The organism is Acinetobacter sp. 12966, from assembly GCF_031196995.1.
GTDB lineage: Bacteria > Pseudomonadota > Gammaproteobacteria > Pseudomonadales > Moraxellaceae > Acinetobacter > Acinetobacter geminorum.
This window is the reverse complement of sequence record NZ_JAVIMC010000132.1, coordinates 1-17,926: the sequence shown is the minus strand read 5'-3', so window position 1 is coordinate 17,926 and position 17,926 is coordinate 1. Positions and strand designations below refer to the sequence as shown.

Here is a 17,926-nt window from a genome sequence, read left to right as displayed (position 1 = left end):
ATAATATTCGACCTATGAAAAAAGCTACTCAGTCCAAAGCATGGACAACGGTTCAAATTGCACGTCATCCTGATCGTCCGCAGTTTCTAGATTATGTCGGTGAAATCTTTACAGAGTTTGATGCCTTGCATGGTGATCGTTTGTTTGGTGACGATGGTGCGATGGTAGGTGGTCTTGCTCGTTTTGATGGTCAGCCTGTAATGGTTATTGGCCAACACCGTGGTCGTAGTACCCGTGAAAAATTAAAGCACAACTTCGGTATGGCTAATCCAGAAGGTTACCGTAAATCTCAACGCCTATTAGATATGGCTGAGCGCTTTAACCTTCCGGTCTTCACATTTATTGATACTATGGGTGCTTATCCAGGTGTTGGTGCTGAAGAGCGTGGACAGGCTGAAGCAATTGCAACTAGCCTTGCTCAACTTTCAAGTTTGAAAGTTCCTGTTGTTGCAACAGTACTCGGTGAAGGCGGTTCTGGTGGTGCTTTAGGTATTGGTGTTGCTGACCGAGTAATTATGTTGTCACATAGTATTTATTCTGTGATTTCACCAGAAGGATGTGCATCTATTTTGTGGAAAACTGCTGAAAAAGCGGCTCAAGCAAGTGAAGCTTTAGGTTTGACAGCAGATAAATTACAATCTCTAGGTATTGTTGAATATGTAGTAGATGAAGGCGAAGGGGCTCATTTAGACCCTGAGCAAGTCATGCAAAATCTAAAAGTAGTTTTGAAGCAAGCTTTGGATGAGTTGCTACCAATGGATGCAAATGAACGATGCGAAGCACGTTATCAACGTTTAATGAAGTTTGGCAGCGAAAATTTAGGCATTGCGTCTTAAAACAGGCTCAAGAGTTTTCAGAAAATAGTACTTTTCTTATTGGATGTAGTGGCGGCATGGATTCAATGCTGCTACTACATTTGATGTCTCAAATTTTCCCTCATAAGATCCGAGTAATTTATATAGATCATCAACTGCAATCAAAAAGTGCAGAGTGGGGCGAACTCGTTGCTAAACAAGCGACTCGTTTAAATATTCCTTATACCATTCAAAAAGTTCAAGTTACTGAGGGTAATTTGGAAGCTCAAGCACGTCAGGCACGTTATCACGCTTATCTACAACATTTGCAAGCCAACGAAATTTTAGTGCTCGCTCATCATCAGCAAGATCAGGCTGAAACGGTAATATTGCGTTTATTGTCAGGTGCAGGTGTTGATGGGCTTGCTGCTATGCAGTCTATTGATCATCGTGTAGATATGACAATTTGGCGACCTTTTTTGGATTTAACCCGTGAGCAGATTGCCGAGTGGACTACTCAACTTGAGATTGAGTATGTAGTTGACCCTACAAATTATGATATTCATTATGATCGGGCATGGTCGCGTGAAGAACTTTGGCCATTTTTACAAAAACGATTTCCAAAAATGCAGCAAGCACTTAGTCGTACTAGTTACTTGATGCAAGATGCTTCTGAAATTTTAGAAGAAGTTTTAAAAGTTGATTTGCAAAATTGTGGTACGAAAGAATGTTTGGACTTAACTCAGCTATTAAAACTATCTTCTGCTCGACAGCGTCAATTACTTTCGGTTTGGATGAAAGGCGATGGGCAATATCGGCCCGCCTTTGAAATGGTTGAACGGTTAAAAAATGAAGTAATCGATTCCAAGTCTGATGCACAAGCAGCATTACACTGGAACCAGTTTTACTATGTCCGTTATCAACACCATCTTTATAGATTGAGTCGACAAGTTTTTCTTGCTGAAAAATTAAACCCAGTTGAAACCGAGACAGAGCATCATTTTCAACTAGGGGAAATAGTGGATTGCGCTTCAGGAAATTTTCAAATTACTCAAAAAAATATGGGTTTGGCTGCATTTCTATTAAATAAAAATTTAAAAATAATTCGACGCCAAGGTGGTGAAAAGGTCCATTTATATGGTCGTGTTGGGCAATGGCCATTAAAAAAAGCAATTCAAGAAGCACATATTTTGCCTTGGCTTCGTCATACAATTCAAATATTAGTCATAGATAATGTTATGCTTGGGGTTTTTACACCGAAAGGATTTTGGTTGGCTCAGTCTCCGTATTGTGAGCAAGGAGGATGGCAACCAGATTTAATTTCTTATTCTTGTAATCTGGTAAATGGCGAAGATGGTTATGACAAGTGCAGTAAATAGTAATATCTGTTTTATTGGTGGTGGTAATATGGCCCAAGCTTTGATTGGCGGGCTCATTTCAAGAGGTTTACCGCCAACACGTATTACCGTTTCAGATCCTGTTGAGCAAATACGTCAATTATTGCAAGAAAAAGAAGTCCATGTGACACAAGATAATCTAGCTGCAATTAAAAATGCTGATGTCGTTGTACTGGCAGTAAAACCACAAGTTTTGGCGACTGTTTTACGTCCTTTAAAAGGACTGTTATCAGATAAATTGGTTATTTCAATTATTGCTGGTGCTGAAATCCAAACGATATCAAACTTAATTGATAGCAATCGAATTGTTCGAGTTATGCCAAATACGCCAGCTCTAGTTCAGACGGGTGCGCATGGTATCTATGCAAATGATGTAGTAGGTACTTCGGATCGTGAATTAACAAGTCAGATTTTAGCAGCCACAGGCTTAACAATTTGGGTAAACTCCGAAGCTCAAATTGATGCGGTAACAGCAGTTTCTGGCTCAGGTCCTGCATATTTCTTCTATCTCATGGAAAGTATGATCCGTGCGGGTAAAAATTTAGGACTTGATGAAAAAGTTGCAACTGCGTTGACTCTTCAAACGGCATTAGGTGCAGCTCAAATGGCAATTACGAGTTCAAATACTCCTTCTGAACTTCGTAAGAATGTGACATCGCCAAATGGCACAACTCAAGCTGCACTTGAAGTTTTTGACCGTGCACAAATCTCCCAAAATATTCAATCTGCATTGGCTGCTGCACAGAAGCGTAGTCAAGAATTGGCTCAAGAATTGAGTGACAGTGCGAAATAGCTTAAATAGGATAAGACAACTATGGGTGCAAATTCTGCGCTAATTTTTGGAATTTTAATTAATGTCGCGATTTTATTGGTCTTTTTCCGTTTTTTAATGCAATTGGCGGCAGTAAGTCCTTATAATCCTGTGGTTTTATCGACCGTAAAGGCGACTAAAATTGTTGATATTTTTGGCCGAATTTTTCCGACGGTCGCAAAAGGCCGATTTAATTTGGCTGCGTTGGTTCTTTTAATTACATTGTATTTACTGAAGATTTTCGGTGTGATGTATCTTTCTGGCTCTATGCCAAATAGTCCGATTCATTTACTAATTCTGACATTTGTAACCATGATTCAGGACCTGATTCGTTTCTGCCGTTATTTAATTTTCGCAACAATCATTTTGAGTTGGGTGGTCATGTTCACTCAATCGCGTTCACCTTATATTGAAGTGATTCAAGATTTAGCTGAACCATTACTCGCACCATTCCGTCGTTTATTGCCTAATATGGGAATGATTGACTTATCTCCAATTTTGGCCTTTTTAGCGCTTTATATTGCCGAGATCTTAATGAATGAAGTTGCAAAAGTTCTTTTAACAGGACTTTAAGTTAACGCAATAAAAAAGGGCTGTTAATACAGCCCTTTTTTTATTTCTACTAATTAATGGGCATCATCCCAGTTTTGCCCTTGCCCAACTTCAACAACTAAAGGCACAGAAATTTTTACTACAGATTCCATGACAGTCGCGATTTGCTTAGAGAGCTCTTCGGCAATGTTTTGATCTGCTTCAAACACTAATTCATCGTGTACTTGAAGTAGTAGTTTGGCTTGATCTTTTGGTAAGATTTTATCGACTTCAATCATTGCAAGTTTAATGATATCAGCGGCACTACCTTGTAACGGTGCATTAATTGCAGCACGTTCGGCAGCCTTACGTACCATTACATTTCGTGCATCAATATCTGGTGTATAAAGACGACGACCTAAAATAGTTTCAACAAAACCTTGTTCCGATGCTACTTGGCGGGTACGTTGCATGTATTCGTAAATGCCAGGATAGCGCTGGAAGTATTGTTTGATATAGTTCTGTGATTCTTGACGTGTGAAACCTAACTGACGAATTAAACCAAACTCAGACATACCATACAGTAGACCAAAGTTAACTGCTTTCGCTTGACGGCGTTGGTCATTGGTCACATCTTCAATGGCAATACCCAATACTTCGGCAGCAGTACGACGGTGAACGTCTTGTCCATGCTGGAATGCGTGTACTAATGCTTCATCTTGAGAGAAATGAGCCATTAAACGAAGTTCAATTTGTGAGTAATCGGCTGCTAGTAAAACTCGTCCTTCTGGTGCAATGAATGCCTTACGAATTTGACGCCCAATTTGTCTACGAATTGGAATATTTTGTAAGTTAGGATCAGAAGAGGAGAGACGGCCTGTCGCTGTCAGTGCTTGGTGATAGCTCGTATGTACGCGATGCGTGTCGTTATGAGATTGCTCAACTAGACGATCAGTATAGGTACTTTTTAGCTTTGCTAAACCGCGATGTTCTAAAATAATTTCCGCTAAAGGATGTTCAATTTTTTCTAAAACACTTTCACTGGTGCTGTATTGTCCAGTTGCAGTTTTTTTACCGCCTTTAATTCCTAATTTATCAAATAGGATTTCACCTACTTGTTTAGGAGATGCAATATTAAAAGTTTCATCTGCAATTTCCATCGCCTGATTTTCAAGCCCTTCCATTGTTTTTGCAAATTCAACGCTTAATTTATCTAAGAAAGCATGATCTAGACGAATACCATCTTCTTCCATACCCGATAAAATACGGGCAACTGGCATTTCGATGTTATATAAAATATTTTCTAGCTCAGGAAATGGCTTAAGTTTGTTTGAAAGCACTTCATATAAACGATAAGTCACATGAGCATCTTCTGCAGCATAGTGAGCAGCAACTTCAATCTCAATTTGATTGAAAGTCTTTTGTTTAGCACCCTTACCAGCAATTTGTTCAAAAGTGGTGGTTAAGTGGCTTAAGTAGACACGAGCTACGTCATCCATGCCGTGACGAGTGGCTGCTGCATTCAATACATAAGATGCAAGCATGCTATCGAAATACCAGCCTTTAAGTTCTATGCCATGATTCGCAAAGATATGGGCATCATATTTAAGGTGATGCCCAATTTTTTTAACTGCTTCATTTTCTAGCACAGGCTTAATTTGAGCCAGAATTTGATTACGATCTAGTTGCTGCGGCGCATTTTCATAATTATGCGCTAAAGGCACATAATAAGCGTCTTGTGCATCAAAGGCGATTGAAAAACCAACCATTTCGGCAATACGGTAATCAAGGCTTGTAGTTTCTGTATCAATGGCAAAATGATCGGCATTTTGCATGCGTTGCAAGAGCTGATCCCATGCTTCTTGGGTTAAAACAGTGTGATAATTTGCAGTTCCAAGCTGGTCATCTTGACTAGTTAAGCTTGCTTGGTCTTCGGTTTCTATAGATTCAGCAGGTTTAACTTCATTTTGAACAACAGTTTGTGAAGCTTGTTGTTTATAGCTTGAGCTATTTGGATTGTTTGGGTGATCAAGCGACTGTAATTGGTTTCTAAACTCAAGCTCAGTATAAAGATTACGTAGAGCTTCAACATTTGGATCAGTAAGCTTTAACTCATGCCAATCGAGCTCTAAAGGAAGATCACAGACGATACTCGCTAACTGGTGATCAAGCTTAATATTGTCTAAGTTATCTTTAATATTTTGGCTAAGTTTGCCTTTAAGTTGGTCTGCATTGGCAATAATATTGTCTAAAGTGCCATATTCAGTTAGTAACTTAGCTGCTGTTTTTGCACCTATGCCAGGTACACCCATGATGCCATCAGACGCATCGCCCATAAGGGTTAAGTAATCGATAATTTGATTTGGCCAAACACCAAATTTTTCAAATACCCCATCGGTATCCATTACGCGATCTTTAAAGCTATCTTCAAGTTTTACATGATCATTGACGAGCTGAGCCATGTCTTTATCGCCGGTTGAGATAAGTACATGATGGCCTTCGAGTACAGCACGTTTAGCGAGCGTACCGATAATGTCATCTGCTTCTGCACCCGGAAGACTATATAAAGGAATCCCCTGAGCTTTAATCAATGCATGCAAATATGGAATCTGTTGAGATAACTCTTCCGGCATGGTCGGGCGATCACCTTTATAAATAGGTGAAAGCTTGTGGCGGAAAGTTGGCTCAGGCGTATCAAAAATGACAGCCATATGTGTTGGCTGCATACGGCGCATTAATTTTTGAATGGCAGAAATTGCCCCACGTATTGCATTGGTATGTAACCCTGTAGAGGTCGTCAATGGTGGTAATGCATGATATGCACGAAATAAAAAATAGGACCCATCAACCAAGACAAATGGTGGCATTGAACAATTCCTTAATCTGAATTACGGGTATTTTACGTGAAAACGGCCATGAATGCAGGTTTATGATTTTTGCAGTATTTTGTATGTATAAATATACGCTTGTATTGGCTTGAAGTAATATGACCTGTAATGAAGGTGTCATATTGCTAAGCCCATGTATAAAAAAGACAAACAGGGAATGATCATTGTTTTGATCGCTTTGACTTTGTTTTTAGCCATTTCAATTGGTTTTAAATTTCAGAGTGCTGTTGTTGCTTTATCTATTGCACTTACTGTCATTCTAGTTCAATTACTGTCAAATCTACATGAGCGTTTAACTCATTTAGAACAGCAGTTTTCTCAGCAGAAAACGCCACTTTATTCTATTCACATGCAAAGAACAGTGATTTATGCAGCAGCATTGGTTGCATTAGTTGCTTATATCAATCATTGGATGTGGATTGCTGGTGGGGCTTTACTGGTTTTATTACTATGTTTGATTCAAACCATCAGTGCATTTCATACTCGACTATTATACCTCGAGTCAGCAAAACAAACTGTTCATGTAAATGAGACCATACAAACAGAAGTTATAAATCCTGTAATAGAACAAGTTAGTTCCAGTAATACGGACACGCTAGTCCCAGCTAGAATGACACCTTTAAATCAAACAGAACAACCAGCCCATGTACAAACCGCATGGTGGCAACCAGCCGTGGATTGGATGATTCATGGCAATCCAATCTTAAGAGTTGCTGTTGCTGTGCTTATGGTTGGGGTGGTGTTGCTATTACGTTTTGCAAGTGAGCATTGGCAACTTAGTTTAGGTGTGAAACTTGGATTTATTGCGATTGCTGGAGGTGTGTTAACGGCATTTGGGTATACATTGCAAAAGAAAAATCAGCTTTTTGCTGTGGCATTGCAAGGTGTCGGGCTGGCTGTTGTATTCCTGACACTTGTGTTCTCACATCATTTTGGTGTAATTCCCAACCTAACTACAGCGAGTATTCTGTTTACGATTTTATTAGCTATTACGGTATTCCTGAGCTTAAAACAACAAGCTATTTATTTGGCAATATTAGCACTTGGTATGGCTTATGCGGCTCCTTTAGTTATTCCACAATATCGCCCTGATGTAACCTTCCTATTTAGCTATTACTTAGTAATTAACTTAGCAGTTGCTGCGGTTAATTTTATTCAGCCTTGGAAAATCTTAAATCAAATTGCTTTCTTTGCCACAATGTTTATAGGTGGTAGTGCAATTGCATTTTATGGAGAACCCGCAAAATTTAATACATTAGACTGGATTTTGTGGTGCCATATCGCGCTGTTTATTTGGTTAAGTGTTCGTTATAGCCAAAATATATCTCGGAAGTCAGCACATGAAAAACGCGAAGGGATTCGTTTACCACCACTCTTAGATGTGGGACTTATTTTTAGTGTGCCAGTACTGGGCTTTACCCTCCATGCTTACTTGGTACATGAGTCTACACAAGCATTGACGATTGGTGCAGCTGTCTTGGCGGGCACCTATGCAGTATTAACTTTCTGGATTAAGAAAACTCATCCTCAGCTTTCAGTTCTTGCAAAAAGCTTTTTCATTCTCGCAGTTGCATTTTTTGCCTTAATTTTCCCGCTTGCAAAAGGAGCACATTGGACAGCAATTGGTTGGGTTGCTCAAGGTACGGCTTTAATTGTGTGGGGAGTAACTGAGCGTTACCGTTTAAGCCGATATATTGGTGTAGTTTTAGTTTTACTCAGCTCTATTGCGCTGTTTTATCAGGTGTGGGCAAATGAAGAGTTCCCAACGCTAAGCACAAGCATCTATGCAATTGCCCAATTTATTTCTGCGTTTTATTTATTGCAATACAACAGTAAAGAGCAACGCTATTTTAGTGCAAGCATGTTTAGTGGCATTTTCTTGTGTTTAGGAATGTATGCGGGTGCTGTAGCTGGTGTAGAAATAATGGCATGGCATCATCATGCTTTGAGCCCATATTTGATGTTCGCCGTAGTTCTAATAGCAATATTTAGTGCAGTTGTTCACTATAAACTTCGTGTGCAATGGCAAAGTTTGCAGTTAATTTTAATTAGCCTGTTACTGTTGTTAGTTTTGGGTGATGCGTTTGCGAGTCAAGTGTTTACGTTGTTTAAATGGGTAGACTCATTACAACAAACTACTTTCTTAGTCGCTACCATTATTCTTGGCAGCTTATTTCTTATGGCTCAACCGCAGTCGAGTCAGTCTGGATACTTAAACATCTGGGCTGGTTTAAACTGGTTGGTGTTAGCAGTAGTTGGTTTGGCGATCTTTCCACAAATGCCAGTTGTTGCTCTGGCTTTTATCCCTGTGGTTTATTCGCTTTGGGCGTATAAGGCTCATAAAACGACACTATTGCATCAAATTCCTGTTTGGTGTTTAAACTTAATTTGGTTGTTAGTTGTGAGCGTTGATCGCCACTCCGCTGAGTACCTTTATTTTGTTCCCTTATTTAACTTAACGGATTTCCTTTCAATTGCGGTATTTGCAGGACTGCTCTTTATTATTTATCAACATGCTTTTGATCAAGATAAATCACTAGAGTGGACTTTTAAAATTATAACAATTTTAGGTGGTTTATTAGTGTTCAGTAGTGTGGTTGTTAGGGGCTTGCACTATTACTGGGCAACGCCACTCTGGAGCGTTTCAATTTGGACAAATGGTGTAGTGCAGTTAAGTTTGACATTACTTTGGGTTATTTTGGCATTTATATTAACTACATTCTCAAGTCGTAAAATGATTCGTCAATTATGGTTTGTAGGTGCTGCACTTTTAGGAATCGTGGTATTAAAGCTGATTCTGCTTGATCTATCGCAAAGTGCGACATTAACTCGGGTCATTTCGTTTATTGGAGCAGGTGGAGTAATGTTAATTATTGCTTATCTTGCGCCATTACCCCCGTCATCTACCGCACAGAAGAATCAAGAGCCTAAGCTTTAGGCTCTCGTTTTAATTCTTTTTGATTACTGTATTGATCGATATCATCGTCAGGAAAACCAGTAGATGGTCGATCAATCAAGCCCATTTTAGGAACAGGAATTTCAATTCGGTTATCTAAAAATCCATTTCTGATTCTTTCTTGCATTTCATCACGTACTTTTAAAGAGTTCTCTTGTCGACACCATATTGCAAATAAAAGCTCAATTGATGATTCACGAAAGGCCGTAACCGTAACTGCAGGTTTCGGATCATCCAATACGAGTGGATAATGTGCTGCTACATTAAGTAGAACTTCGCGAACTTTTATGATGTCTTCATGGAAGTTAATTGCGAGTGTAATTGGAATACGCCGTATCGGATATTTAGATAAGTTGTGTACAGGCGCACGAATAAGTTGTTCATTCGGCAAACGAATATAAACATTGTCGAGTGTAAGTAATTTCACGGAGAGTAAGTCGATTGAGATCACTTCGCCTTCAATAGTATTGCCACGAATGAGGGTAATTTGAATGGTATCGCCGACTTCAAATGAACCTTCACCAATCAAAAATAAACCACTAATCAAGTTGCTGGCAGATGTTTGCGATGCAAAACCGAGTGCTACAGTTAAAATACCTGCTGCACCGAGGAATACACTAAGTTTGAACCCAGCTTCTTTCAAACTCGTCATAATGAAAAGTAAGAAAATAAAATAAAAAATACCGCGGCGCCATACAAGGCGTTGATGAGCATTAAAACGTGAGCCAATGGTTCTAATAAACGTATTCGAAATAATACGAGCAAGAACAAAGCCAATAAAACACAGCACAACAGCGACTAAAATTTCACTAATACGCTCGGTATTGATATTGGTAAATATACTTTTGAGGCTATCAGCGATATCTTTAGGAATATTTGAATCAGCCATATAAACCTCTTAAAAGAATGAATCAAACATATTAAATAGTGCTCCACCAGGTGAACGCGGTGGGTGAACATAGGTCACTTCACCAGCAAGAGGTGGCGTACGGTTTTCAATACGAATGCGTGCCGGACGATCAGAACCCTCATAATAAACTTTAATTTGAGAAGTCCATAAACGACCAGTACTTTCACTATAAAAAAGAGGAAGCGCGGTAACTGGTACATTCATGCGATCAAAGCGTAATTGATGATTACTGGTGTTGTGAAAGTCGATTGGAGTTACAGCACGGAAAGCGCGTGGTGTTAATAGATTCAAATCAGTACGACCATCCACGGAAGTGGCATAACAGATTTCACCTTGCTGTGCATTAGGACCAAACCATGTGTCTTTAGGTTGAATTACAGGAATTTCAAACAAAGGCTCATGCTGGCTTTCGACTAAACCAGCAATCCATAATGGTGTACTTATATATAGAGTCCCACGTTGACCTGCTGGAATATAAATAGGATCAATCGGCTTAATGACCACAGAGCGGTCTGCCAGACGTGGCATCAGTAAAAATTCTGGATTGGTCTTTCGAAACATATAACGTTCTACTTGAACATTATGTGGAAAGGCGAAATGTGGATCTGCAATTGAATGCCAATCTTGCTCATTATCATCCTGAAGAGAGGGACGATAATATTCGATGCGCCATTCCTTTATGCCACGCGTTAAACGAAAGAGCATTGAACCGAATTGCCATGCTTTGGACTGGTTAATTTCAAAGTGCTGTTCACCCCACCATTTTAAAGAATTCTGGGGGTGAGGCTGATATTCATTATTTTCAAACAAGACGCAAAATTCCTCTACCGAGTTGTTAAACAGACTTCACGCTGTAATCTGCTTAGAGTACACTCAAAATCATCTTACTCATCATTATAAATTGTGATGCAAATATTGAAACAAATACAAGTTCCATATAGTTTTGCCAAGCGTCATGGTGTTTTATTTCGTTATGACGGTGATCAGGTATTTATTATTAGACGTCAAAACACTGAAAAAATTGCATTACAGGAAGCAAGACGCATCTTGGGTAAGCCAGCTCATTATCAATTATGTACTGAACAAGAATTTAATACGCTCTTAAGTACGAGTTACGCAGGTGATACAGGAGAATCACAACAAGTTGCAGCTGGTTTAGAAGATCATCCGGATTTATTGAGTTTGGCTGATCAGGTTCCTGAAACAGAAGATTTGATGGACCAGGAAGATGACGCACCTATTGTTCGTCTGATCAATGCACTTCTCTCTGAAGCAATTCGAGTTGGAGCTTCTGATATTCATATTGAAGCTTTTGAAAAGAAACTATCTGTACGATTACGTGTAGATGGACAATTACGTGAGATTGTACAACCACGCCGTGAGTTAGCGCCGTTATTAGTCTCGCGCATTAAAGTTATGGCGAAGCTTGATATTGCTGAAAAACGTATACCACAAGATGGACGTATTTCTTTACGTCTTGCTGGCCGTGAAGTGGATGTGCGTGTTTCAACTTTGCCATCGTCACATGGTGAAAGGGTCGTTATGCGTTTGCTTGATAAACAAGCGGGCCGTCTCAATATGACTCATTTAGGCTTAATGGCTAATGACTATGAGCGTTTAACTCAGTTAGTGCATCGTCCCCACGGTATTATTTTGGTCACAGGGCCTACAGGTTCGGGGAAAACGACCACCTTATACGCAGCCTTGTCTGATCTAAATGACAATACTCGTAATATCTTAACTGCTGAAGATCCAATCGAATATCAACTCGAAGGCATTGGTCAAACTCAAGTGAATACCAAAGTGGATATGACATTTGCTCGTGCTTTAAAAGCAATGTTACGCCAAGATCCTGATGTGGTGATGGTGGGGGAGATTCGTGATCTGGAAACTGCTGAAATTGCAGTTCAAGCATCTTTAACAGGTCATTTGGTTTTATCAACACTACATACCAATACCGCTATTGGTGCGGTTACTCGACTTAAAGATATGGGAATTGAGCCCTTCTTATTATCAAGCTCTTTAATTGGGGTGATTGCTCAACGCTTAGTTCGTACTTTATGTCCACATTGTATGACATGGCGTGAAGCTGATACTTTTGAAAAACAGGTTTTTCAACATATTCATAATGAACCGTTGTTGCAGTTACCTGAAGCCAAAGGGTGTGATCATTGTTCACATTTAGGTTTTAATGGACGTACAGCGATTTATGAAATCGTACCAGTTGATGAACCTATGCGCCGTCTAATTCATGGTAACGCAGCTGAATATGAATTAGAAAATCATGCTCGTGAGTATTCAGGTTCTATTCGTGATGATGGTTTGCGCAAAGTACTTGCAGGTAAAACGACACTTGAAGAAGTGCTTCGTGTAACCAATGAGGCAAGTGAAGCATAATATGTAAGATAAAAAAATGCCCGATTTGATGCGGGCATTTTTTTAATATTAAAACTTATTCAGTCACGATATTAAAGGTTACATCAATATTGTTGCGAGTTGCATTTGAATATGGGCAAACAATATGAGCTGCTGCAACTAACTTTTCAGCTTCTTCACGATCCATACCCACTAAGTAAACATTTAAAGTCGCTTCGATGCTAAAACCTGTAGGAATTGGTCCAATACCTACTTCACCCTCTACATAAGCATCTTTACTAATGTTAAATTTATCGCGGTTTGCAACGAATTTTAAAGCACCTAAAAAGCATGCTGAATAACCAGCTGCAAATAACTGCTCTGGATTTGTTACAGCACCACCAGCGCCACCCATTTCTTTAGGTACACCAAGTTGTACATCTAATACGCCGTCTGATGAAGTCGCACGGCCATCACGACCACCGGTTGCTTTAGCTTTTGCACGATAAACAACTTTTTCTAATGACATCGTTTTTATTCCTAAAATAAATTGAATGCAAATATATCGTACACGACTTAAATATTTTGACAAGTATATTTTTTAAAAAAATTGCTGTTTATTTGACTAAGTTTGTACGGAGTTTAGTAAGTTGATCTTTAAGGCCTAGTAGTGTTGTCATATCACATGAACTTGCTTCTAATACGCCTGCTGGAATATGGATTGCTTGATCTTTTAATTTTTTCCCTTCATCACTCAGTGTAATAATCACTTGTCTCTCATCTTGAGTTGAACGGGTACGATGAAGCAAATGGAGGACTTCTAACTTTTTCAAGATAGGGGTGAGGGTAGATGATTCTAAAAAAAGTTTAGCTCCAATTTCTGAAACAGTTACTTCATCTTGCTCCCACAACACTAACATAACTAAATATTGGGGATAGGTAATGCCCAAAGGTGCTAGAAGTTTTCTGTAGAGTTGATTAAGTGCTAAATTTGTTGAATAAATGAGGAAACATAATTGATTCTCAAGCTTTAAGTTTTGACAGTCTTGGTCCATATCTTCCTCAAAGAAACTAATATTGCTTTTGTAGTATATCGTGTTCTATTCAGTTTCTTAAATTTTCATAAGAATCGGTTATGAATAAAGTAAATTAAGGGATATAAAAAATGGAATAATTACATCAATTATTCCATAAGATAAAAATATTCTAGATGAAAGTGTTTACCACAAATCTGCAATCTTTTTCATTAAACGCGCACGATACTTCGCAGTAGGATTATTTGCATTGCGTTGTTGCTCTTGTTCATAAAAATCTTGCCATGCAGTAATCATTTCAAGCGTGGTTCCTTGTTTTTTAATCACAGAAACATCTGCTGGCTGAATATTTTCTAAACGTTGTCTTGCACCTTCTGCGCCCGTACCCCAGCCAATAATTCTTTGGCCAAAAGCGGGCAAGGGGATATTTTTAGGAGTTGCTGGAAGAATATCTGAGTTGAGCTGTGCAGCAGGCGAAACAAAATGGTTTGTTGTACCAAACTCTGCATAACAATGAATATTTGCCCCCAAGCAAAAAATGCTAAATAAGTATTTCCACATGAATAATTAAACTTTTAATAATGAACCAATTTACGGTGAGTCATCAGAGGCATTGAAGAGCGGACGAGTTCTTGTGCTGTTAAATCAAAGGGTACAGTGATTAAACCACTCCCTTCATATCCAATCATACTTAAAATTTGGCCACGACTATCTGTTGCCCCAGAGTGTCCCCAGGTTTGTCGTTTTTCACCATGCCAGCCCTGTTGTGCTGCGCCTAAAACATAACATTGGCTATCCATTGCCCGAGCTTGTAGCAAAAGCTGCCAGTGCATTTGTCCAGTTGTATAAGTAAATGCAGCAGGAGCAGTAAGAATGTGAGCGCCTTGTTGTCTCAGAGTTAGAGCAAGCTCTGGAAAACGTAAGTCATAACATACCATTAAGCCAATATTGCCAAAAGGGGTAGATGTGACTACTACGTCTGTTCCAGGTTCAAAGAAACGAGACTCTTGATAACCACCGATAGCATCACCCACTTGTACATCAAATAAATGAATCTTGTCATAACGTGCTTCTGTACGCTCAGGGCTGATACAAAGACTAACCGTCCGGACTCTACCATCTTGAATGGTAGATCCATCTGGACGAAATGGGCATGGTAAAGTACCGGCCACAATCCAGATTTGATATTGATGTGCTAGTTTCTCAAGCCGTTGTTGAATAGACTCAAATTGCTCAGCTGTTTCGCGTTGTTTTCCTGCTGCAAAACATACAAAGTTTTCAGGGAAAACAATCAGGCTGGCATTTTGCGCCTTACTTTGTTGAATCAACGACTCAATGACTTGAAAATTATTTTCAATATCATCTTGCGAGTTCATTTGAGCAACAGAAATAAGGGTCATATTCTAATCCGGCTTAATATTAAAGTCAGGCATTTTGCTTATCTGATACCTGTTCAAGCGTATCTTGTTCTTTCTGTAACTGCTTCACAAGTGGCTCAAACATATTCTGGTTGTTTGCATTTAGTTTCATCAATGTCTTATGTGCATCCAGAACTGTTCTTAGCATTGCATTATGGGTGATCTGTTCATCAGTTAACGTTAATGTGCAAACGTTAGGATCGCCACAATAATTCAAAATGACAAAAACCTGCCCTAGCCCCATACTGTTGGCTAAGGTTGTGATATCTGGATTGGTAGATAGCATCACAGCTTGAATATGATGAGTTTGTTTAAGCTTTAAACCTAGCTTAGCCAGGATGCCTAAGACCGTACTATCAATAAATGTTGTTTGGGTTAAATCAACGATTGCACCAACAACATTCTCTTGCTGTTCAATTCTGTTTAAAAGTTTGTCTAGACTTATACAAGAATGGGCTCGCACTTCACCAATAAGTTTGAAAATATGCGTTCCATTTAAACTTGCATATTCAACATGACCTGTTGACATATAAATGCCATTTTCAGAGAAGGATAGAAAAATTATCACATAGTGCCATCGCAGACTCAAGAGTGCTTAAGTCGTATATTATGTAATTAATTGATTCGTAAATTAATTCATTCGACAGAGACTGAAGATGGCAATGTCATCAGCCACATGATCGGGTGCTTGGAATGATTGATTTTGCAAATGATGAACCAATTGTTGGAACTGATCATTTAACCCACCATCAAAAGGTTCAAGGGCTCCATCTGAGCAAACAATGAAGCGTGCTTGGTGATTTAATGTACAAACATGCTCTTCAACTTCGAGTTCATCAGTCAAGCCTAATGGGAAGCTACTTGTTGTTAGAATTTTGGGAGCTTGATTAGGTTCAAAAATGATAGGAGGAGGGTAGTGTCCAGCACTTGACCAGCGAAGCGTATGTGTTTCAAGGTTTAAAATACCAACTACAATTGTAATATGTTTTTCAATATTTTCTTGAACCAACATTCCATTTAATTTTTTTATTAATTGTCTTGGTGTTTTAGAGCGGCCATGGAAAGCTGCCATCCAAGATGTTAATAAGCTGCTAGTTACGCCATGTCCTGAAACATCGGCAAGATAGAATAAAACTTCCTTATCGTTTAATTTCCAATAGTCATACCAATCACCAGAAAGATAAGCTGAAGGCTGAAAAAAAGTTTCGACTTGATAATTTAATAGATCAATTGGATTAGGCAATAGTCTTTTTTGTAGTTCAGCAGCTGAAGGTAAATCACGACTATCTTGGTTGCGTTTATATTGAGCATCAATTCTTGATAATGCTTTATTTAAATCGTTAGGTAGTTGATTCCATACCCAACCTGCAAGAGCACCCGCTTCCCAAGCTTGAGCTAAAGCGCTACCTTCATGTTCAAAAGCAATGACAATCGTTGGTAAATTCCATTTATATGTAAGGAAATCTTGTACATCTGCTATTGCAATGATGGTTGGATCATATAAATCTAAATCATCTATGTTAATGACTTGTAAGCCTGGCAGTTTATCCAAAGCTTGCTCTAAATAAGGGATAGAGCGTGTCGGTTTAATAAAATACATAGAAGAGATGGTAGTCCTTTTATATGATCACTTTATTCATCATAGAGTATGTATGATCAAAATCAAGGTATTGCCGAACTCTTAATCCGAGCAATACCTTGATTTCATCTTTTAAGGGTTTTGATTCTCATCTGGTGCATCTTCTGAGTCATCATCAATGAAAGATACATCAGCTGAGTCACCCTTTTTCTCTGCAATTTGGAATGCTTTACGTTGGAGATATAAATCTCGAATCATGGCGTATTGATCACCTTGTAAGGTCTGATCGAGATCCAGATATTGAGCGCGCGTATCAACCGCTTGTAACATATTACTTGACCAATAAAGACCATCTTGATCATCCATAACATATTTCTGTGGGCGTGCTTGGGCGTCTACTGCTAAACCAAAACCATCACGTAAGGTACTTGGACCGAAAAAAGGCAACATCAGGAATGGGCCAGAAGGAACACCATAGTAACCGAGAGTTACACCAAAATTCTCTTCCTCAGTTGGTAAACCTAAACGGCTGGCAGGGTCAGCTAAACCAAGAGTTGTTAACGTATTAATTGTAAATCGACCTAGGGTTTTTGCCGCACGACCAGGACGGCCTTGAATAAGCTGGTTAACAGCATTCCAAGGTTCTCCAAGATTTTTACGGAACTGACGATAAGAACCACGTACATCTTCTGGAGTCTTTTCTCTATATTGCACAGCAACTGGGCGTAAAAAATTTCGGTCCAACATGTCATTAAATGAGTAAATTGGACGATTTAATGATTGTAATGGGTCTTTTACAGGATCTGGTTGTGCCGCATTCGCATTAACTTTTAAATCTTTAACTTTAATATTTTTTAAATCTTTAATAATTTGTGAGCGCGTATGAGTCGGTGCTGTTTCTTCTAGTGAGCTAGCATCAGAAGATTCACTTATAGTATTTTCTTGAGCATATAGAGAGGTGCAAACACCTACAGATAATACGCTTAGTAAAATTAAATTAGAATAATTCATATAATTCCTTAACCGCCAGCCAGGCTAATACTTAAATGTGCAGTTGGGTGGAGATATGTTTTAATACAAAATTGATAACCTATTATCAATGTAAAATTGATCAAATAATATAGATAAAATGCTAAAAAGCATAAAAAGTATCCAGTTAATGATATTGATTTAAAAAAAGGGTTGCAAAGGGAATGTAATGGTCTATAATGCACATCCATCGGCGGTGATGTAGATAGAAACTTGTTGAAAAA

At 38.9% G+C, this 17,926-nt stretch carries 16 protein-coding genes; 6 read left to right on the top strand and 10 right to left on the bottom strand.

The window, feature by feature from the left end:
• Nucleotides 1-14 precede the first annotated feature (14 nt).
• Genes RFW85_RS17860 through RFW85_RS17845 form a run of 4 tightly spaced genes read left to right on the top strand, consistent with a single transcriptional unit; the run spans nt 15 to nt 3,575 of the window.
• Nucleotides 15-836 carry an acetyl-CoA carboxylase carboxyltransferase subunit alpha gene (locus tag RFW85_RS17860; protein WP_005066304.1) on the top strand — a complete coding sequence of 274 codons (822 nt, stop codon included), beginning with the start codon at nt 15-17 and terminating at the stop codon, nt 834-836.
• Nucleotides 773-2,173, top strand: coding sequence for a tRNA lysidine(34) synthetase TilS (gene tilS, locus RFW85_RS17855; protein ID WP_170247687.1), 1,401 nt, complete (start codon nt 773-775; stop codon nt 2,171-2,173). Before RFW85_RS17860 ends, tilS begins: the two co-directional genes overlap by 64 nt.
• On the top strand, nt 2,148-2,984 hold the full coding sequence (gene proC / locus RFW85_RS17850) for a pyrroline-5-carboxylate reductase (protein ID WP_170247688.1): 837 nt from the start codon (nt 2,148-2,150) through the stop codon (nt 2,982-2,984). Before tilS ends, proC begins: the two co-directional genes overlap by 26 nt.
• 21 nt (nt 2,985-3,005) lie before the next feature.
• Complete coding sequence (locus RFW85_RS17845; RefSeq protein ID WP_003655065.1) at nt 3,006-3,575, top strand: YggT family protein; 570 nt, start codon at nt 3,006-3,008, stop codon at nt 3,573-3,575.
• A 53-nt stretch (nt 3,576-3,628) separates the two neighbouring features.
• Here the strand turns inward: RFW85_RS17845 and polA are convergent, their stop codons facing one another.
• Nucleotides 3,629-6,400 (bottom strand): DNA polymerase I, encoded by a 2,772-nt coding sequence (polA, locus tag RFW85_RS17840; RefSeq protein ID WP_170247689.1) that lies wholly within the window; start codon nt 6,398-6,400, stop codon nt 3,629-3,631.
• A 154-nt stretch (nt 6,401-6,554) separates the two neighbouring features.
• On the opposite strand from polA, the gene RFW85_RS17835 reads away from it, so the two are divergent.
• The gene (locus RFW85_RS17835) at nt 6,555-9,359 is read left to right on the top strand and encodes a DUF2339 domain-containing protein (RefSeq protein ID WP_170247690.1); all 2,805 of its coding nucleotides are present in this window, start codon (nt 6,555-6,557) and stop codon (nt 9,357-9,359) included.
• Here RFW85_RS17835 and RFW85_RS17830 read toward each other — a convergent pair.
• Together RFW85_RS17830 and RFW85_RS17825 are read right to left on the bottom strand one after the other, a co-directional pair.
• The gene (locus RFW85_RS17830; RefSeq protein ID WP_170247691.1) at nt 9,349-10,266 is read right to left on the bottom strand and encodes a mechanosensitive ion channel family protein; all 918 of its coding nucleotides are present in this window, start codon (nt 10,264-10,266) and stop codon (nt 9,349-9,351) included. The two genes, RFW85_RS17835 and RFW85_RS17830, sit on opposite strands and share 11 nt — an antisense overlap.
• A 9-nt stretch (nt 10,267-10,275) precedes the next feature.
• Nucleotides 10,276-11,097 (bottom strand): hypothetical protein, encoded by an 822-nt coding sequence (locus tag RFW85_RS17825; RefSeq protein WP_170247692.1) that lies wholly within the window; start codon nt 11,095-11,097, stop codon nt 10,276-10,278.
• 96 nt (nt 11,098-11,193) lie between these two features.
• On the opposite strand from RFW85_RS17825, the gene gspE reads away from it, so the two are divergent.
• On the top strand, nt 11,194-12,684 hold the full coding sequence (gene gspE / locus RFW85_RS17820) for a type II secretion system ATPase GspE (RefSeq protein ID WP_170247693.1): 1,491 nt from the start codon (nt 11,194-11,196) through the stop codon (nt 12,682-12,684).
• A 55-nt stretch (nt 12,685-12,739) separates the two neighbouring features.
• On the opposite strand, the gene RFW85_RS17815 is transcribed toward gspE, so the two are convergent.
• The 7 genes from RFW85_RS17815 to RFW85_RS17785 all read right to left on the bottom strand — a co-directional run bounded on the left by RFW85_RS17815 (nt 12,740) and on the right by RFW85_RS17785 (nt 17,684).
• Nucleotides 12,740-13,171, bottom strand: coding sequence for an organic hydroperoxide resistance protein (locus RFW85_RS17815; protein ID WP_005066315.1), 432 nt, complete (start codon nt 13,169-13,171; stop codon nt 12,740-12,742).
• 88 nt (nt 13,172-13,259) lie between these two features.
• Nucleotides 13,260-13,697, bottom strand: a complete 438-nt coding sequence (locus RFW85_RS17810) for a MarR family winged helix-turn-helix transcriptional regulator (RefSeq protein ID WP_170247694.1) — start codon at nt 13,695-13,697, stop codon at nt 13,260-13,262.
• Nucleotides 13,698-13,862: 165 nt separating this feature from the next.
• Nucleotides 13,863-14,237, bottom strand: a complete 375-nt coding sequence (locus RFW85_RS17805) for a DUF4951 domain-containing protein (RefSeq protein ID WP_005804300.1) — start codon at nt 14,235-14,237, stop codon at nt 13,863-13,865.
• A 14-nt stretch (nt 14,238-14,251) separates the two neighbouring features.
• Nucleotides 14,252-15,076, bottom strand: a complete 825-nt coding sequence (locus RFW85_RS17800; protein ID WP_309171749.1) for a carbon-nitrogen hydrolase family protein — start codon at nt 15,074-15,076, stop codon at nt 14,252-14,254.
• 25 nt (nt 15,077-15,101) lie between these two features.
• The gene (gene gigB, locus RFW85_RS17795) at nt 15,102-15,623 is read right to left on the bottom strand and encodes an anti-anti-sigma factor GigB (RefSeq protein ID WP_002117273.1); all 522 of its coding nucleotides are present in this window, start codon (nt 15,621-15,623) and stop codon (nt 15,102-15,104) included.
• A gap of 102 nt (nt 15,624-15,725) precedes the next feature.
• On the bottom strand, nt 15,726-16,694 hold the full coding sequence (gene gigA, locus RFW85_RS17790; RefSeq protein WP_002117221.1) for an RsbU family protein phosphatase GigA: 969 nt from the start codon (nt 16,692-16,694) through the stop codon (nt 15,726-15,728).
• Nucleotides 16,695-16,805: 111 nt separating this feature from the next.
• Complete coding sequence (locus tag RFW85_RS17785; protein WP_171545191.1) at nt 16,806-17,684, bottom strand: VacJ family lipoprotein; 879 nt, start codon at nt 17,682-17,684, stop codon at nt 16,806-16,808.
• Nucleotides 17,685-17,926: the final 242 nt, after the last annotated feature.